Raw genomic sequence first — 16230 nt, 5'->3', positions numbered from 1 at the left:
CTCCCAAAAACTTACTTGACGCCCGGCTAGTTACGGGGCTACCTTCCCCTAGTGTAGTCAACTAGCCGGGCGGCAAGTAAGTGCCCGGTGTACAGGGGAACTGGGGAGTTGGGGAACATGGCGGACCTGATGAAGGCGGCGGACGGGAAGGCGGACGCCCCGCCCGGACGGGCGGAGAAGCCCGCCCCGCAGCAGCGCAGCGTGCGGGTGGTGGTGTTCGCCCTGATGATCGCCATGCTGCTGGCCATGCTCGACAACCTGATCATCGGCACGGCCATGCCGACCATCGTCGGCAGCCTCGGCGGCCTGGAGCACATGTCCTGGGTCGTCACCGCCTACACCCTGGCCACCGCCGCCTCCACCCCCATCTGGGGCAAGCTCGGTGACATGTACGGGCGCAAGGGCATGTTCCTCGCGTCCATCGTGATCTTCCTGATCGGCTCGGTCCTCAGCGGAATGGCCCAGGACATGGGCCAGCTGATCGGCTTCCGGGCGGTCCAGGGCCTGGGTGCCGGCGGTCTGATGGTCGGCGTGATGGCGATCATCGGCGACCTCGTGCCGCCCCGCGAGCGCGGCAAGTACCAGGGCATGATGGCCGGCGTCATGGCGGTCGCCATGATCGGCGGACCGCTGGTCGGCGGCACCATCACCGACCACCTCGGCTGGCGCTGGAGCTTCTACATCAACCTGCCGCTGGGTGCCGTCGCCCTGGCCATGATCGTCACCGTGCTGCACCTGCCCAAGCGGGAACGTACCAAGGCGAAGGTCGACTACCTCGGCGCCGGACTGCTGACCGTCGGCATCACCGCGATCGTGCTGGTGACCACCTGGGGCGGCTCGGAGTACGACTGGAACTCCGCCGTCATCATGGAGCTCATCGCGATCGGCGTCGCCGCGCTCGCCGGCTTCCTCTTCGTCGAGACCAAGGCCGCGGAACCGATCATCCCGCTGCACATCTTCCGTAACGCCAACTTCACGCTGATGTCCGTGGTCGGCTTCATGGCGGGCTTCGTGATGTTCGGCGCGGTGCTCTACCTGCCGCTGTTCCAGCAGTCCGTCCAGGGCGCGTCCGCGACCAACTCCGGACTGCTGCTCCTGCCGATGCTCCTGGCGATGATGATCGTCTCGTTGGTGGCCGGGCGGATCACCACCAGCAGCGGCCGGTACAAGATCTTCCCGATCGTGGGATCGATCCTGATGGTCACCGGGCTCTTCCTGCTGTCGACGATGGACACGGACACCACCCGGTTCACCTCCGGCATCTACATGGCCGTGCTCGGTGCGGGCATGGGCTTCCTGATGCAGATCACGATGCTCGTCGCGCAGAACAGCGTTGAGATGAAGGACATGGGTGTCGCCTCGTCCTCGACCACCCTGTTCCGTACGCTCGGCAGCTCCTTCGGTGTCGCCATCATGGGCGCGCTGTTCACCGGACGGGTCCAGGACGAGATGGCCGCGCGCGGCGGTGGGGGCGCAGCCATGCACTCCGCGACGCTGGACGCGGAAAGCATGGCGAAGCTGCCGGTACCGGTACGGGAGGCATACGAGTTCGCGGTGGCGTCCGGCACCCACATCGCGTTCCTGGTGGGTGGCTCGGTGGCGCTGATCGCGCTGGTGGCCGCGCTGTTCGTCAAGGAGGTCCCGCTGCGGGGCGCAGGACCGGAGAAGGCCGCCCCGGTGGCCGAGGCGGTGTAGGCGCCCTCATACGGGAAAGGCCGCGGGGTACGCACCCCGCGGCCTTTCCCGTCTCTCCGTCCGGAACGGCCGTTCAGTGGCCGCGGTCGGCGGCCTTCCTGCCCCGCGGCTCCGGACCGCGCTGCTCGCCCAGCTGGAGCATGGGGAAGCTGCCCGTGTCGGTGGGCGCGTGCTCGGGCAGCCACAGGACGGCGATCGCCCCGCCGGCGCCTTGGGCGGCACCCTCGGGGGCCGCGTTGCGGAAGGTCAGCCGGGCACCGAGCACCCGGGCCTGACCGGCCGCGATCGTCAGCCCCAGCCCGTGCCCGTGCCCGGCCCGGTCGGTGGATCCGGTACGGAAGCGGCTCGGCCCCTCCCGCAGCAGCGCCGCGGGGAACCCGGGGCCGTGGTCGCGGACCCGCACCACCCGGCCTTCGACCGTCACCTCCACCGGGGTGGAGCCGTGCTTGGCGGCATTGCCCAGCAGATTGAACAGGATGCGCTCCAGACGGCGCGGATCGGTGCTGACCCACGACTCGTGGACCACCTGGACCCGCACCTCGGGGTCCAGCAGCGCCACCCGGCGGCTGACGAACTCGCCCAGCGCGACCTGCTGCAGCTCGGCCCGCTCGGACGCGCTGTCCAGCCGGGCCACCTCCAGCACGTCCTCGACCAGCGTGCGCATCGCCTGCGCCCGGTCCCGTACGAGCTCCGTGGGGCGGCCAGGCGGCAGCAGCTCGGCGGCCGTCAGGAGACCCGTCACGGGAGTGCGCAGTTCGTGCGCGATGTCCGCGGTGACCCGGCGCTCGGCCTCGATCCGTTCGTTCAGCGCGTCCGTCAGGGCGTCCACCGCACCGGCCAGCTCATCGGTCTCGTCCCGCACGACCCCGCCCACGGCGTCCCCGACCCGTACATCGGTATGGCCCTGCGCGACCCTTCCGGCGGCGGCCGCCGCCTTGCGCAGCCGGCGCGAGAGCTGGCCGCCGATCAGCACGCCCAGCGCGGAGCCGCCGAAGACCACCGAGACCGAGCCGATGATCAGGGCCCGGTCGAGATCGCCCAGGATCGTGGTGGAGCGGTCGGCGAAACGGGTGTGCAGCGAGAGCACGTCGCCGCCGGGCAGCGGTACGGCCGCCCAGACGTCGGGCACTCCGCCGCCGTCCTCGACGTGCGTCGCGCGCCGGTTGCGCCGGGTCTCCTGGCGCAGGCTCTGCGGCATCGTCGGATCGTTGAGCTTCGCGCCGAAGCGGGGATCGGCCTTCTTCGTCTTCGTCGCCTCGTAGAGCAGCTGGGCGTAGTTCAGCCGCTCCAGCTGGACCTCGCGCGCGTTCTCCAGCATGGAGACCCGGGCGGCGTTGTGGACGACCAGGCTCAGCGCGACCGCGATCAGGGCGCCGACCGCCGCGATCGCGATGCTGATCTTCCAGCGGACGCCCGTCCGCAGGGCCGGGCGCCTCATGCCCTGAGCTTGTAGCCGAAGCCGCGGACCGTTTCGATCCGGTCCTGGCCGACCTTCGTACGCAGCCGCTGGACATGGACGTCCACGACCCGGGTGTCGCCGCCCCAGCCGTAGTCCCAGACCCGTTCCAGCAGCTTGTCGCGGGAGAGGACCGTGCCGGGCGCGGACGAGAACTCCAGCAGCAGCCGCATCTCGGTGGGGGTCAGAGCCACCTGCTCGCCGCCCTTGCGTACCTCCATGCCCTCGGTGTCGACCTCCAGGTCGCCGAAGACGAGCACGCCGCCCTCGGCCCCCTCGGCGCTCTCGCCACCGCCCGCCCCGCTCCCCGCGGCATGGCCGAAGCGGCGGAGTACGGCCCGGATCCTGGCGACCAGGACCGCTCCGTCGAACGGCTTCGTGACGTAGTCGTCGGCGCCCGCCTCCAGGCCGAGCACCACGTCGATCGAGTCGGCCCGGGCCGACAGCATGATCACCGGAACCGTCGACTCGTCCCGGATGCGCCGGCACAGGCTGACCCCGTCCAGGCCGGGGACCATCACATCGAGCAGCGCGATGTCGGGCCTGTCCCTGCGGAACGCTTCGAGGCCGAGGAGGCCGTCGGGCATCGCGGTGACCACGAAGCCGTCCCGCTCCAGCGCCAGCTGGGTGGCCTCGCGGATGACGTCGTCGTCCTCGACGAACAGGACATGGGTCTCGGCCATCGGACTGCTCTCAGTTCTTCGTCGGTTCGGCCGGCTCGGGGAACTCCCCGTCGCCGGCACCGACGGCTCTGTTGAAGTCGTTGTGCACCCGGTCCTGCTCGCTGAACCGGGTGTCCGCCCAGTGGTACGTGATCACTTCCTCGCCCGAGGGGTAGGCGACCGCGTCCTTCTTCCCGTACACCTGCGTCGTCACCACCAGGTCACCTCGGTCGATGGTCCCGTAGACCGCCGGCTGCTCGATGGTGAACACGTTCTCGTACGTACCGTCGGGCCGCGGCCGGTACACATAGGTGCCCACGCCGACCGAGTCGCCGCAGGTCATCACGTTCACCACCACGTCGGCGGACGGGCCGCCGGTCAGAGTGCCGTACGAGGTGTCCACCGGGTACTCGTCACCGGTGCAGGGCCTCAGATCGGTCCTGACCCGCTCGCTCACCCTCGGATCCGCCTTGAGCAGACCCACCGCGTCGACCCGGGGCGTCGGCCTCGCCGTGGACGGGCCCGTGGCACTGGGCGTGACCTGGGCGACCGGCTGGGTGCCCGCCGGGCCCTCGTCCCGGGTGCCGGTGCCCCCGGTGGAGCAGCTGACGGCGAACAGCCCGAAGGCGGCGAGCCCGGCCAGAGCCGTGCTGCTCGCCGCCCATCCGGTCAGCCGGGGTCTCCGCCCGCCACCGGTTCCGTCCCCGGTGGAGCCGGTCCCGTCCCCCGTGGGTCCTCCGGTGAAGGGGCCGCCGCTTCCGCCGCCGCCCTCACCGCTGCCTGTCAGGCCGCGCACCGCTCCCGCCCCCGCTCGTCGTGACGCCCCTCCCGGGGCGCCCCTGCCTGTGCCCGCGACCGGACCGGGGTCCGGGGCGCCGCGACGCGGACATCCGCCACGCGCTCCCCGCCCTCACGGATCCGCTCCGCACGGCTCGCCGCTTCCCTGCTCTCCAGCTCCTGGCGCAGTCGTGCCAGGGCCCGGTGCAGGGTGCTCTTCACCGTACCGGCCGACATGCCGAGCGCCGCGGCCGTCTCCTCCGTGCTCATCTGTTCCCAGTGTCGCAGCACGACCACGCTGCGCTGCTTGGGAGCCAGCACACCCAGGACGTCCATCAGCAGGGCGCGGTCGGCGCGCTGTTCGGTGCCGTCCTCGACGCTGGCGTCGGGCAGCTGCTCGGTGGGGACCTCGTCCAGCTTGCGCGCACGCCACCACTCGGTGCGCGTGTTGATCATGACGCGGCGCAGATAGGCGTCGGCGAGGGACTTGTCGGCGATGCCGTCCCAGCGGCCGTACGTGCGGGCCAGCGCGGTCTGCAGCAGGTCCTGCGCGTCCACGGGATCGGGGACCAGTCGGCGCGCGCTTCGCAGCAACGCGTCCTGCCGGGTACGTACGTACTCCTCGAAACCGAGCACCTCACCCTGCGCCATGACAACCGCCTCCGTCCCCGTGAAACCCCGTAGACCACCGTCAGCCGCCTGGTCGTCGGGCTGACTTCGGTGACGCTACGGAGCTGTTGTCACGAGGCTGTGCGGAGCAGCCGTACGCGGACGCACGGCTGTCCATCGGTTGTGTAACAGCGCAGGAGGAGAGGGACAAAGGGACCGGCGGACCGGAACGCCCCCGTCCCGGTCCATCAGGTCAGCGGCAGCCGGTACTGGCCGCCCGCCAGCGGTTCGACCAGGCCGTCGGCGACCAGGCCGTCCAGCGCGCGGGCCCGCTGCACCGGCTCCTCCCACACCGCGTCGAGTGCCGACTGCGGCACCGGGTTCACCGATTCGCGCAGTACGGCGAGGAGCCTGCCGCGTACCTGCCGGTCCGTGCCGGCGTAGGTCTGGCCGCGGCGCGGGGGCCCCTGGTGCGCGGGCTTCCCGGCCAGCCGCCAGGCGCACTGCTCCGAGATCGGGCAGCGCGAGCAGTCCTCGTTCTTCGCGGTGCAGACGAGGGCGCCGAGCTCCATGGTCGCGGCCGCCCACCGGGCGGCCTGCTCGTCCTCGTCCGGCAGCAGGGCGCGGGCGAGCTTGCGTTCGGCGGCGGTGGTCGCGTTGGGCGGGTACTGGATGCCGGAAGCGGCCCGGGCGAACACCCGGCGGACGTTCGTGTCGAGGACGGCGTGCCGCTGCCGGTAGGCGAACGAGGCCACGGCCGCTGCCGTGTACTCGCCGATCCCGGGCAGGGCGAGCAGCTGGGCGTGCTCGCTCGGTACGTCGCCGCCGTGCCGTTCCGTTATGGCCTGGGCGGCGCCGTGCAGGCGCAGGGCCCGCCGCGGGTAGCCGAGCCGGCCCCAGGCGCGGACCGCCTCGCCGGGCGGTTCTGCTGCGAGGTCGGCGGGTCGCGGCCAGCGGGCCAGCCACTGCTCGTACACCGGGAGGACCCGGTTGACGGGGGTCTGCTGCAGCATGAACTCGCTCACCATCACGCCCCAGGCGCCCGCTTCGGGGCGGCGCCAGGGCAGATCGCGGGCGTGCTGGTCGAACCACCCGATGACGGGAGTGTGGAGGGAGGTGGGGGGCGTCTGTGTCGCAGTCGTGGCAGTCATCGCACCATCGATCCTGGCACGGAAGTGCAGAGAGAGGTCAGGGGCACGGGGGTGTCGCCCCGCATAAAAGCCCTTGGAGTGATAGTGACCCCCGTCTTTCCGTGCCCCGCCGGACCCGCGTTCCGGCAAGTGGCGGCACGTCCCGCGAGCCGTTGCGGCAACTGGCCCATGGTCACCGCGCGGGGTCACGCAGAGCGGTTACGTGATCACGTGAGGTGCCGGTACCGTGCGGGCGGAGCGGGAACGGGCCGCCCCAGGATGATGATCCGCAAAACTTGGACGCCTGTAGCGGCGGGTGGGGCGGGAGTTGGTGCCGTTCTCTCGTACAGTTTGCGCCGTGGGATCTCTGCGTAATCCGATCGGGCCGCTTCCCTCCACCATCTACTGGCGACGGAGGGCGGTAGCGGCGACGCTGATTGCGCTGCTCGCGTTGCTGGTCGTATGGGCCGTCACCAACGGTGGCGGCAAGGGGAATCACGACGACTCCCGGGCTCCCGGCTCCGGTCCCGTGAACTCGATCACGCCAGGTCCCTCCGGTTCGGGCCCGGCGATCAGTGAACAGCCGGGCGGACGCGACGAGTCGGGCGACACCGGTGGCAGCGGCGGGAGCGGCGGCGGAAGTTCGGACGCGGGCTCCGGCGGAACCGGCGACGGAACGGGCGACAGCGGCAACGGCCCGGACACGGAAGCCGGTTCCGGTACGGGCGGTGGCTCCGGCAGCGCGACCGCGGGGCAGCAGCTCCCGCCCGGCTCCTCGCTCCCGGACTGCGCGCCCGCCGCGCTGCGGCTGACGCTGAAGACGGAACTCCGCTACGGGCCCGGCGAGAAGCCGAAGTTCCGGCTGATCGCCACGAACACCTCGTCCACCGCGTGCAAGGCCGACTTCGGCCCGAAGTCCGCGGTGCTCACCGTCACGGAAGCCGGCGGCGGGGACGAGGAGGTGTGGTCCTCCAAGGACTGCCCGCGCGACGCGGCCGCCGTGCTGCTGAAGGTGCCGGCGGGTGCGACCGTCGAGCACGCCGTGGAGTGGGACCGCGCGAAGAGCGCCCCGAAGTGCGCGACGCCGCCCGCGGGGGCCGTGGGCGCCGGTACGTACCTGGTCGAGGCGAAGGCCCCGGGCGAGCCCGTGCAGCGCGCCTCGTTCGTCCTCGCGAAGGACTGATGACGGCGAACCGCTGACGCCGGTGAATGGCTGGCGCGGTGAACGGCGGGCGCCGGTGAACCGCTGACGCCGGTGAACGGCTGGCGCAGCGAATGGCTGGCGCCGGTGAATGGCTGGCGCAGCGAACGGCGGGCGCGGTGAAAGGCTGACGGCAGCGAACGGCCGGCACCAGCGGACAGCTGACGGCAGCGAACGGCCGGCACCAGCGGGGGACGGGGCCGCGCAGGGCCGGGCCGGGAGCGGCCGGAGCCGCGAGCGCGCCCCGCAGGGCTGCCGCTCCGGCTACACGTACCGTTCGAGGATCGACGACTCGGCCAGCCGCGACAGGCCCTCGCGCACGCTGCGCGCCCGTGCCTCGCCGACGCCGTCGACCGTCTGGAGGTCGTCGACGCTCGCGGCGAGCAGCTTCTGCAGGCCGCCGAAGTGCTCCACCAGCCGGTCGATGATCGCCCCGGGCAGGCGCGGCACCTTCGCCAGCAGCCGGAAGCCGCGCGGCGACACCGCCGAGTCGAGCGTCTCCGGGGAGCCGCTGTAGCCAAGCGCCCTTGCCACGACCGGGAGTTCGAGCAGCTCGGTGTGGGACAGCGCGTCCAGCTCGGTGAGCGCCTCCGCCACCGTGCGGGAGCGCTTCGCGGTCGGCTCCGGCACGTAGTCGCGCACGACCAGCTCGCGCTCCGGCTCCACGCCCGCGATCAACTCGTCGAGCTGGAGCGAGAGGAGCCGGCCGTCGGTCCCGAGCTCCACCACGTACTCGGCGATCTCGGTCGCGATCCGGCGGACCATCTCCAGCCGCTGGGCGACCGCCGTCACGTCCCGGACCGTCACCAGGTCCTCGATCTCCAGGGCGGAGAGCGTGCCCGCGACCTCGTCGAGCCGGAGCTTGTACCGCTCCAGCGTGGCGAGCGCCTGGTTGGCGCGGGAGAGGATCGCGGCGGACTCCTCCAGGACCCGGCGCTCCCCGTCCACGTACAGCGCGATGAGGTGCATCGACTGCGAGACCGAGACGACCGGGAAGTTGCACTGCTTGGAGACCCGGTCCGCCGTGCGGTGCCGGGTGCCCGTCTCCTCGGTGGGGATCGAGGCGTCCGGGACCAGCTGGACGCCGGCCCGCAGGATCTTGGTCATGTCCTTGTCGAGGATCAGTGCCCCGTCGAGCTTGGCGAGCTCGCGCAGCCGGGTCGCGGTGAACTCCACGTCCAGCACGAAGCCGCCGGTGCACATCGACTCGACGGTCCTGTCCATGCCGAGCACGATCAGCCCGCCGGTGTTGCCACGGAGGATGCGCTCCAGGCCGTCCCGCAGGGCCATTCCGGGCGCGACGGCGGTCAACGAGGCGCGCATCAGCGCCTCGTTACCGGTGCCTTGGCCGGACTTTCCGGGCGATGCTGCCCGGTCGCTGGCTGCCACTGCACTCCTCCGGTCACAGGTTTGCGGTGCCCTCGGGGCCTCTCGTTCGGATCGATCCCGATCCAGATGAAAGACCCTATGTCCCTCATACCGTTCGTACGGACGGGCGAGACCAGGGCAAAGTCTACCGGCGTGCGCCGTCCTCCTGTGGGGCCTGTGCGCGAGAGCGGCGCGGGAGCACCCGGAGCGCATCGCCCATGTTGGCCACTTCTGTGACCTTCATACCGGCCGGGACCTTCCCCGGATCGGTCGGGACCAGGGCGTGGGTGAAGCCCAGGCGGTACGCCTCGGCCAGTCTGCGCTGGACCCCGGTGACCCGTCTGACCTCGCCCGCGAGCCCCACCTCGCCGATCGCCACCAGGTTCTTCGGCAGGGGTGTGTCGCTCGCCGCGCTGGCTAGGGCGAGCGCGATCGCGAGGTCCGCGGCCGGTTCGGAGAGCTTCACGCCGCCGACCGTGGCGCTGTAGATGTCCCGTTTGCCCAGGGAGCTGATCCGGCCGCGCTGCTCCAGGACGGCCAGCATCATCGACACCCGGGACGTCTCGAGCCCCGAGGTGGTGCGCCGGGGCGAAGGGATCTGGGAATCGACGGTGAGGGCCTGCACCTCGGCGACCAGCGGGCGCTTGCCCTCCAGGGTGACGGTCAGGCAGGTGCCCGGCACGGGCTCGTCGCGGCGGGTGAGGAAGAGGCCGGAGGGGTCGGCGAGGCCGGTGATGCCCTCGTCGTGGAGCTCGAAGCAGCCGACCTCGTCGGTCGCCCCGTAACGGTTCTTGACGCCGCGCACGAGCCGGAGCCGGGCATGCCGGTCGCCCTCGAACGACAGCACCACGTCGACCAGGTGCTCCAGCAGCCTGGGCCCGGCGATCGCGCCGTCCTTGGTGACATGGCCGACCAGCAGGGTCGACATGCCGCGCTCCTTGGAGGCCCGGATCAGCGCCCCGGCCACCTCGCGGACCTGCGCCATCCCGCCGGGCGCGCCCTCGATCTCGGGGGAGGCGACGGTCTGCACGGAGTCCAGGACGAGCAGGGACGGTTTGACCGCGTCCAGATGGCCGAGGACCGCGGACAGATCCGTCTCGGCGGCCAGGTACAGGTGGTCGTTGATCGCCCCGATCCGGTCGGCACGCATCCTGACCTGGCTGGCGGACTCCTCCGCCGTGACGTACAACGTGCGGTGCTCGTCGCTCGCGGCCTTGGCCGCCACGTCCAGCAGCAGCGTCGACTTGCCCACGCCCGGCTCGCCCGCGAGCAGCACGACGGCGCCGGGCACCAGGCCGCCGCCCAGCACCCGGTCCAGCTCACCCACGCCCGTCGAGCGGGCGGTGGCCTGGCGGCTGTCGACCTGGCCGATGGGGAGCGCGGCGGTGGAGACGCGGCCGGCCGCCGTGGTGCGCACCGCGGGGGCGCCGCCGAACTCCTCGACCGTCCCCCATGCCTGGCACTCGGGGCAGCGGCCGAGCCACTTGGCGGTCGTCCAGCCGCATTCGGTGCAGCGGTAGGACGGCCGGTCCTTCGCGGATTTTGTACGGGCAGCCATGGCGCCACCGTATAGGTGGGGTCGGACAGTGCGGCCCGCCGCGGTGCGGGCGCGGGCGGCGGTGCCCGGGCAGGGGCGCGGAATCACGAGTTCCTGTCCCTTATTGAGCGATACGTTCACCCGTAAGGGTTAAATGTGCTCAAGGGGTGCCAGGGCCCTGCCCCGCGCTGCCTACGGTCGCAAGGTGACGAGCAGCAGGCTGGAGACCCCCACGAACGCCCCCGGCGCACACCGGGCGCAGCACCGCGCGCCCCACTCCTCGCCGAAGCGGCCGCCCGCCCGTTACGAGCCGCATCTCGACGGCCTGTTCACGTACTGCCTCTCCGTGCTCTGCGACCACGACGCCGCCACCGAGGCGCTCGGCGGCGTACTGGCGCTGGCCGAGCGACAGAACGGCCGGTGTCCCACCGGCGAGGAGGAGCGCAGAACCTGGCTGTACGCCCTGGCCAGGTGGATGTGCCTGCGCAGGCTCGGTGAGCAGCACCAGGGCCGCAGGGCGCACCGCAGGCCCGACGGGCCGCCGACGCACAGGCAGCCGGCCAGGGCGCAGGACGACCACCGTGGCCCCGCCGCACCGGGGGCCCGCGCCGGACGGCGTGCGCCCGGGGGCGCGCACGCCATGAAGCCGGCGTCCGCACCACCGGCCACGCCCTCCGCGCCCCCGACGTCCTCCGCACTCCGGTCCGTCGCGTCGGCATCCGTCGCACCCGCCTCATCCGTCGCACCCGCCTCGCCAGGCGGCGTACCTGTGGAGAGCCCCGCGGCTGCCGAGGCGCACCGCCGGGAGCTGGCCCGGCTGGCCTGGCCCGAGGCGGCGGGCACCACCCCGGAACAGCGCGAGGCGCTGGAGCTCGCGGTCCGCCACCGGCTCACCCCGCGTGCCGTCGCCGCCGTCCTCGGGCTGCAACCCGCGACGGCCCGGGAGCTCCTGGCCGCCGCCGCCTGCGAGGTGGAACGGACGAGGGCCGCCCTCGCCGTCGTCGAGAAGGGCAACTGCCCCGCGGTCGGCCGGCTCACCGGCGACCACCGTGTGCTGCTCTCCGCCACCCTGCGCCGCGAGCTCGTACGGCATGTGGACGACTGCCCGAGCTGTCGCCGCGCCGCCGAGCGGGCCGGCGCCCAGGGCCCCTGGCCGGGTGCCGCGGTCACGCCCGTGGCCGCGCTGGCGGTCGTCGAGGCGCCCCGCCCGTCCGCCTATGTGGCGATGATGCACGCGCAGAAACATCAGAAGAATCGGTCCGCCACTCCCCGTTTCGACCGGACGGGATTCCCGATGGACCCGAAGGACCACGCCGCGCGCCGGGACCGGCTGCGGTCCAGGGTCATGACGACGACGGTCGTCGCCACGGTCGTCGCCGCCCCCGTGATCGCCCTGTGGTCCGCCTACCGGGGCGCGCCCCTCACCGGCGAGGGGCGCGACGGTTCGGCGGTCACCGCGACCGAGACGGACGACGGCCACGGGAGCGACGACCCCTACGGCCACTACGAGAACGCGGGCAACGCCCGTCCCGAGCCCGGCCCCGGCTTCACGCACGGCGCCCGCGGCCTCCCGGACGTCACCGCCGAGGTCATCAGCGTGGGACCGGACCCGGACGGCGCAGGGGCCACCGCGGGCCGCCTCACCGTCGAGGCCCGGTCCTCCGGCGGCACGACGACGATCACGCTCACCGCGTCGAAGGCGGGCCCGGTCGTCTGGTCGGCCGGCACGGGCCAGTCCTGGCTGCGCCTGAGCAGCACCGCGGGAACGCTCGCGGCGGGCGACAGCATCACGGTCCGCGTCCTCGTGGACCACGCGCGCGAACCGGACGGGTACTGGACGGCACGGATCGCCATCGCCCCCTCGGGGTCCGTCGTGGCGATGCACGGGTACGGCGGGCCGGCGTCGACCACCGGACCGCGTCCGCCGCTGCCGAGCGGCCCGGTCCGCCCGCACCCGCCCGTACCGCAGGAGCCGTCGCCGTCCTCGCCGGACCCCGACCCGACCCCCACACCGACACCCGACCCGACGGACACCCCGACGCCGACGGACCCGGGCTCACCGAGCCCGTCCCCGGACCCGACGACGGAATCCCCGTCCCCGTCGGACCCGGGCAAGGGCCCGAGCACCCCGCCGGCGGCGGACTGACGGGCCCTGGGGCGGGACTCAGGGGCCCTACGCCGGGTTCACCGGATCCGCCGGGTGGGGGGCCATCGGCAGCAGCGAGGAGAGCCGCTCCTCGCACAGCCCGACCAGCCGGTCGTACGCCTCCTTGCCCATCAGCTCCGTGAGCTCCGGCCGGTACGAGACGTACACCGGCTCCCCGGCACCGTGCGCCGATGTCGCCGACGTGCACCACCAGTGCAGGTCGTGCCCGCCCGGTCCCCAGCCCCGTCGGTCGTACTCACCGATCGTCACCTGGAGGATCCGCGTGTCGTCGGGCCGGTCGATCCAGTCGTACGTACGCCGGACCGGCAGCTGCCAGCACACGTCCGGCTTGGTCTCCAGGGGCTCCTTGCCCTCCCGCAGCGCCAGGATGTGCAGGGAACAGCCGGCTCCCGCGGCAAATCCGGGACGGTTCTGGAAGATGCAGGACCCCTCCCAGCGCCGCGTCTGGCGCTCCCCGTCGTCATCGGTCTGGACCCAGCCCGACTCCGTGCCCACGTCGTGGAACTGCCACAGGTCCGGGGTGAGCCGGGCCACGTGACCGGCCACCCGCTTCTCGTCGTCCTCGTCCGAGAAGTGGGCGCCCAGGGTGCAGCACCCGTCGTCCGCGCGACCGGCCTGGATGCCCTGGCAGCCACTGCCGAAGATGCAGGTCCACCTGGACGTCAGCCAGGTCAGGTCACAGCGGAAGACCTGCTCGTCGTCGGCGGGGTCCGGGAACTCCACCCACGCCCGCGCGAAGTCGATCCCCGTCTCGTCGGGCCCCTGGGGTCCGTCTGTCTGCGGCTGCTGCATCTCCTGCTTCGTCTTCTGATTCTTCGTGACTTTGCCCGGCTTCGCCTTTTTCGTCTTTGGCACGCGCCCAGAGTAAGACCGCGGGGCGCATGGGCGGAGACAGTGCGCCGGTCCGCCCCCGCCCGAAGCCGCAGTAGCGTTCTGCACATGAGACTCGGAGTCCTCGACGTGGGGTCGAACACGGTTCATCTGCTGGTGGTCGACGCGCACCCCGGCGCCCGCCCGCTGCCCGCGCACTCGCACAAGGCGGAGCTGCGCCTGGCCGAACTCCTCGACGGGGACGGGGCGATCGGCCCGCTCGGCGTCGACCGGCTGGTGACGACGATCGCCGGTGCGCTCCAGGCCGCCGAGGACAAGGGCTGCGAGGACGTGCTGGCGTTCGCCACCTCCGCGGTGCGGGAGGCGAGCAACGCCGACAAGGTGCTCGCCCGGGTGCGCGACGAGACGGGTGTCGACCTCGCCGTCCTCAGCGGCACGGAGGAGGCCCGCCTCACCTTCCTCGCCGCCCGGCGCTGGTTCGGCTGGTCGGCGGGCAAGCTGCTGGTCCTGGACATCGGCGGCGGTTCGCTGGAGATCGCGTACGGCATCGACGAGGAGCCCGACGCGGCCGTGTCGCTGCCGCTGGGCGCCGGACGTCTCACGGCCGGCTGGCTGGCCGGCGATCCGCCGGACCCGGCGGAGGTGAAGGAGCTGCGCCGCCATGTACGGGCGCGGATCGCCCGCAGTGTCGGCGAGTTCACCCGCTTCGGCCGCCCCGACCACGTCGTGGCCACGTCCAAGACCTTCAAGCAGCTCGCCAGGATCGCGGGCGCCGCACGTTCCACCGAGGGGCTGTACGTGCAGCGCACCCTCAGCCGCAAGGCACTGGAGGAGTGGGTGCCGAAGCTGGCCGCGATGACGGTGGAGGAGCGCGGGAACCTGCCCGGCGTCTCCGAGGGACGGTCCGCCCAGCTGCTGGCGGGCGCGCTGGTCGCGGAGGGGGCGATGGACCTCCTGGGCGTCGAGGACCTGGAGATCTGCCCCTGGGCGCTGCGCGAGGGAGTGATCCTGCGCCGCCTGGACCACCTGACGTCGAGCGAGGACGTGGCCCTCAACTGAAGGGGCCGGCCCTCGGGCGTGTCACCGTCATGGCCCTTCTCACTTTCGGCCGGACGCCCTCGGCGCCGCGCATCGCTGCCCGTACGCTGTCTGCGTGGCAGAACCAGTGGTGCGCATCCCGGATGCGAAGGTCGCCCTGTCGACGGCCTCGGTCTATCCGGAGTCGACGGCGACGGCCTTCGAGATCGCCGCGCGCCTGGGGTACGACGGCGTCGAGGTCATGGTCTGGACCGACCCCGTCAGCCAGGACATCGAGGCCCTGCGCCGGCTCTCCGACTATCACCAGGTCCCGATCCTGGCCGTTCACGCCCCCTGCCTCCTGATCACGCAGCGGGTCTGGTCCACGGATCCCTGGGTCAAGCTCCAGCGAGCGCGCGCCGCCGCCGAGAAGCTCGGTGCGTCGACGGTCGTCGTCCACCCCCCGTTCCGCTGGCAACGCAACTACGCCCGCGACTTCGTCACCGGGATCTGGCGGATGGCGGACGAGACCGACGTGCGGTTCGCCGTCGAGAACATGTATCCGTGGCGCTACCGGGACCGCGAGATGCTCGCGTACGCCCCCGACTGGGACGTCACCAACGACGACTACCGCCACTTCACGGTCGACCTGTCGCACACCTCGACGGCGCGTACGGACGGCATGGCCATGGTCGACCGGATGGGCGACCGGCTGGCCCACGTCCACCTGGCCGACGGCAAGGGCTCGGGCAAGGACGAACACCTGGTGCCCGGCCGGGGCGACCAGCCCTGTGCCGAACTGCTGGAGCGGCTGGCCCGTACCGGCTTCGACGGTCATGTCGTCATCGAGGTCAACACCCGGCGCGCGATGTCCACCGCCGAACGCGAGGCCGACCTCGCCGAGGCGCTCGCCTTCACCCGGCTGCACCTCGCCTCCTCCGCGCAGGTGCCGCGCCCGTGACCCCGGGCGCCGAAGCCCCGAGCCCCAGGCGCCGCGGCCGTCCCGCCCGCACCACGGCGACGGCGGGTCCCGACGCGCGCACCCGCATCCTGGAGGCCGCCCGCGCCGAATTCGCCGAACGCGGCTACGACAAGACGTCGGTCCGCGGCATCGCGAAAGCGGCGGGCGTGGACGCCGCCCTGGTCCATCACTACTTCGGTACGAAGGACGAGGTCTTCGCCGCCGCGATCGAACTCTCCTTCGAGCCCGCCCTGGTGGTCCCGGCGATCCTGGGCAGCGACAAGGACGGCCTGGGGGAGCGGCTGGCCCGCTACTTCATCGCGGTCTGGGAGAACCCGGCGTCCAGGACCCCGCTGCTGGCGGTCCTGCGGTCGGCCCTGACCAACGAGGCGGCGGCGAACGTCCTGCGCGGCTTCGTCCTGCGCCGCCTGCTCGGACGGATCGCGGAACAGCTCGACGTACCCGACCCCACCTTCCGCGCCGAACTGGCGGCCTCGCACATGGTGGGCATCGCGATGCTGCGGTACGTACTCCGGGCGGAGCCCTTGGCGTCGGCGCCCCCGGAAAAGATCATCGCCATGGTGGCCCCCACCCTGCAGCGCTACCTGACGGACAACTCAAGCGATCCGGACCACCCGGGCATTCCAAGCCCCTCCGGCGATTGAGGTGGGGGGGCAGAGCCTCGCCCCCCACGTCCCGCACGCACCCCCACCCCGCCCACCCCCTGAGCACTGCATCCCGCATTCCGGACACCGTGTCCAGATCCTGGCACGGGAGGCGTACGCTCGGAGGCAGTCTTTTCTGTCGAAGGAGCGAGAG

General features: G+C 72.3%; 14 protein-coding genes. 6 read left to right on the top strand and 8 right to left on the bottom strand.

The window, feature by feature from the left end; genetic code table 11:
* Positions 1-117: 117 nt before the first annotated feature.
* Positions 118-1695: an MDR family MFS transporter gene (locus OG446_RS16485; protein WP_328894763.1), complete on the top strand. Its 1578-nt coding sequence runs from the start codon at positions 118-120 to the stop codon at positions 1693-1695.
* Positions 1696-1768: 73 nt separating this feature from the next.
* On the opposite strand, the gene cseC is transcribed toward OG446_RS16485, so the two are convergent.
* The 5 genes from cseC to OG446_RS16460 form a co-directional block, all read right to left on the bottom strand.
* Positions 1769-3133 carry a two-component system sensor histidine kinase CseC gene (cseC, locus tag OG446_RS16480; protein WP_328894762.1) on the bottom strand — a complete coding sequence of 455 codons (1365 nt, stop codon included), beginning with the start codon at positions 3131-3133 and terminating at the stop codon, positions 1769-1771.
* On the bottom strand, positions 3130-3834 hold the full coding sequence (cseB, locus tag OG446_RS16475; protein WP_328894761.1) for a two-component system response regulator CseB: 705 nt from the start codon (positions 3832-3834) through the stop codon (positions 3130-3132). The genes cseC and cseB overlap by 4 nt, the downstream gene beginning before the upstream one ends.
* 10 nt (positions 3835-3844) lie before the next feature.
* Positions 3845-4609, bottom strand: coding sequence for a hypothetical protein (locus OG446_RS16470; protein ID WP_328894760.1), 765 nt, complete (start codon positions 4607-4609; stop codon positions 3845-3847).
* On the bottom strand, positions 4597-5241 hold the full coding sequence (locus tag OG446_RS16465) for a SigE family RNA polymerase sigma factor (RefSeq protein ID WP_328894759.1): 645 nt from the start codon (positions 5239-5241) through the stop codon (positions 4597-4599). The genes OG446_RS16470 and OG446_RS16465 overlap by 13 nt, the downstream gene beginning before the upstream one ends.
* Positions 5242-5447: 206 nt before the next feature.
* Entirely contained in the window at positions 5448-6350 is a 903-nt protein-coding gene (locus OG446_RS16460; protein ID WP_328894758.1) for an A/G-specific adenine glycosylase, read from the bottom strand.
* A gap of 337 nt (positions 6351-6687) precedes the next feature.
* On the opposite strand from OG446_RS16460, the gene OG446_RS16455 reads away from it, so the two are divergent.
* Positions 6688-7512 carry a hypothetical protein gene (locus OG446_RS16455; protein ID WP_328894757.1) on the top strand — a complete coding sequence of 275 codons (825 nt, stop codon included), beginning with the start codon at positions 6688-6690 and terminating at the stop codon, positions 7510-7512.
* A 282-nt stretch (positions 7513-7794) separates the two neighbouring features.
* On the opposite strand, the gene disA is transcribed toward OG446_RS16455, so the two are convergent.
* Positions 7795-8919, bottom strand: a complete 1125-nt coding sequence (disA, locus tag OG446_RS16450; protein WP_114245192.1) for a DNA integrity scanning diadenylate cyclase DisA — start codon at positions 8917-8919, stop codon at positions 7795-7797.
* A gap of 124 nt (positions 8920-9043) precedes the next feature.
* Positions 9044-10456 carry a DNA repair protein RadA gene (radA, locus tag OG446_RS16445; protein ID WP_148020034.1) on the bottom strand — a complete coding sequence of 471 codons (1413 nt, stop codon included), beginning with the start codon at positions 10454-10456 and terminating at the stop codon, positions 9044-9046.
* A 184-nt stretch (positions 10457-10640) separates the two neighbouring features.
* Here radA and OG446_RS16440 point away from each other — a divergent pair, with 184 nt between their 5' ends.
* A complete protein-coding gene (locus OG446_RS16440) occupies positions 10641-12581 on the top strand; it encodes a hypothetical protein (RefSeq protein ID WP_328894756.1) in 1941 nt (646 codons plus the stop codon).
* 27 nt (positions 12582-12608) lie between these two features.
* Here the strand turns inward: OG446_RS16440 and OG446_RS16435 are convergent, their stop codons facing one another.
* Complete coding sequence (locus OG446_RS16435; protein WP_328894755.1) at positions 12609-13457, bottom strand: hypothetical protein; 849 nt, start codon at positions 13455-13457, stop codon at positions 12609-12611.
* Positions 13458-13541: 84 nt separating this feature from the next.
* Between OG446_RS16435 and OG446_RS16430 the strand changes: the two genes are divergently transcribed.
* The 3 genes from OG446_RS16430 to OG446_RS16420 all read left to right on the top strand — a co-directional run bounded on the left by OG446_RS16430 (position 13542) and on the right by OG446_RS16420 (position 16076).
* Positions 13542-14492, top strand: coding sequence for a Ppx/GppA phosphatase family protein (locus OG446_RS16430; RefSeq protein ID WP_328894754.1), 951 nt, complete (start codon positions 13542-13544; stop codon positions 14490-14492).
* A 109-nt stretch (positions 14493-14601) separates the two neighbouring features.
* Positions 14602-15411 carry a sugar phosphate isomerase/epimerase family protein gene (locus OG446_RS16425; RefSeq protein WP_371930509.1) on the top strand — a complete coding sequence of 270 codons (810 nt, stop codon included), beginning with the start codon at positions 14602-14604 and terminating at the stop codon, positions 15409-15411.
* Positions 15408-16076 carry a TetR/AcrR family transcriptional regulator gene (locus OG446_RS16420; protein WP_328894753.1) on the top strand — a complete coding sequence of 223 codons (669 nt, stop codon included), beginning with the start codon at positions 15408-15410 and terminating at the stop codon, positions 16074-16076. The genes OG446_RS16425 and OG446_RS16420 overlap by 4 nt, the downstream gene beginning before the upstream one ends.
* Positions 16077-16230 lie beyond the last annotated feature (154 nt).

Source organism: Streptomyces sp. NBC_00236, from assembly GCF_036195045.1.
GTDB lineage: Bacteria > Actinomycetota > Actinomycetes > Streptomycetales > Streptomycetaceae > Streptomyces.
This window is presented reverse-complemented; position numbering and strand designations above follow the sequence as displayed.

Coding starts and splice junctions, on each gene's coding strand:
- OG446_RS16485 (WP_328894763.1), top strand. CDS start 118: ATGGCGGACCTGATGAAGGCGGCGGACGGGAAGGCGGACGCCCCGCCC.
- cseC (WP_328894762.1), bottom strand. CDS start 3,133: ATGAGGCGCCCGGCCCTGCGGACGGGCGTCCGCTGGAAGATCAGCATC.
- cseB (WP_328894761.1), bottom strand. CDS start 3,834: ATGGCCGAGACCCATGTCCTGTTCGTCGAGGACGACGACGTCATCCGC.
- OG446_RS16465 (WP_328894759.1), bottom strand. CDS start 5,241: ATGGCGCAGGGTGAGGTGCTCGGTTTCGAGGAGTACGTACGTACCCGG.
- OG446_RS16460 (WP_328894758.1), bottom strand. CDS start 6,350: ATGACTGCCACGACTGCGACACAGACGCCCCCCACCTCCCTCCACACT.
- radA (WP_148020034.1), bottom strand. CDS start 10,456: ATGGCTGCCCGTACAAAATCCGCGAAGGACCGGCCGTCCTACCGCTGC.
- OG446_RS16430 (WP_328894754.1), top strand. CDS start 13,542: ATGAGACTCGGAGTCCTCGACGTGGGGTCGAACACGGTTCATCTGCTG.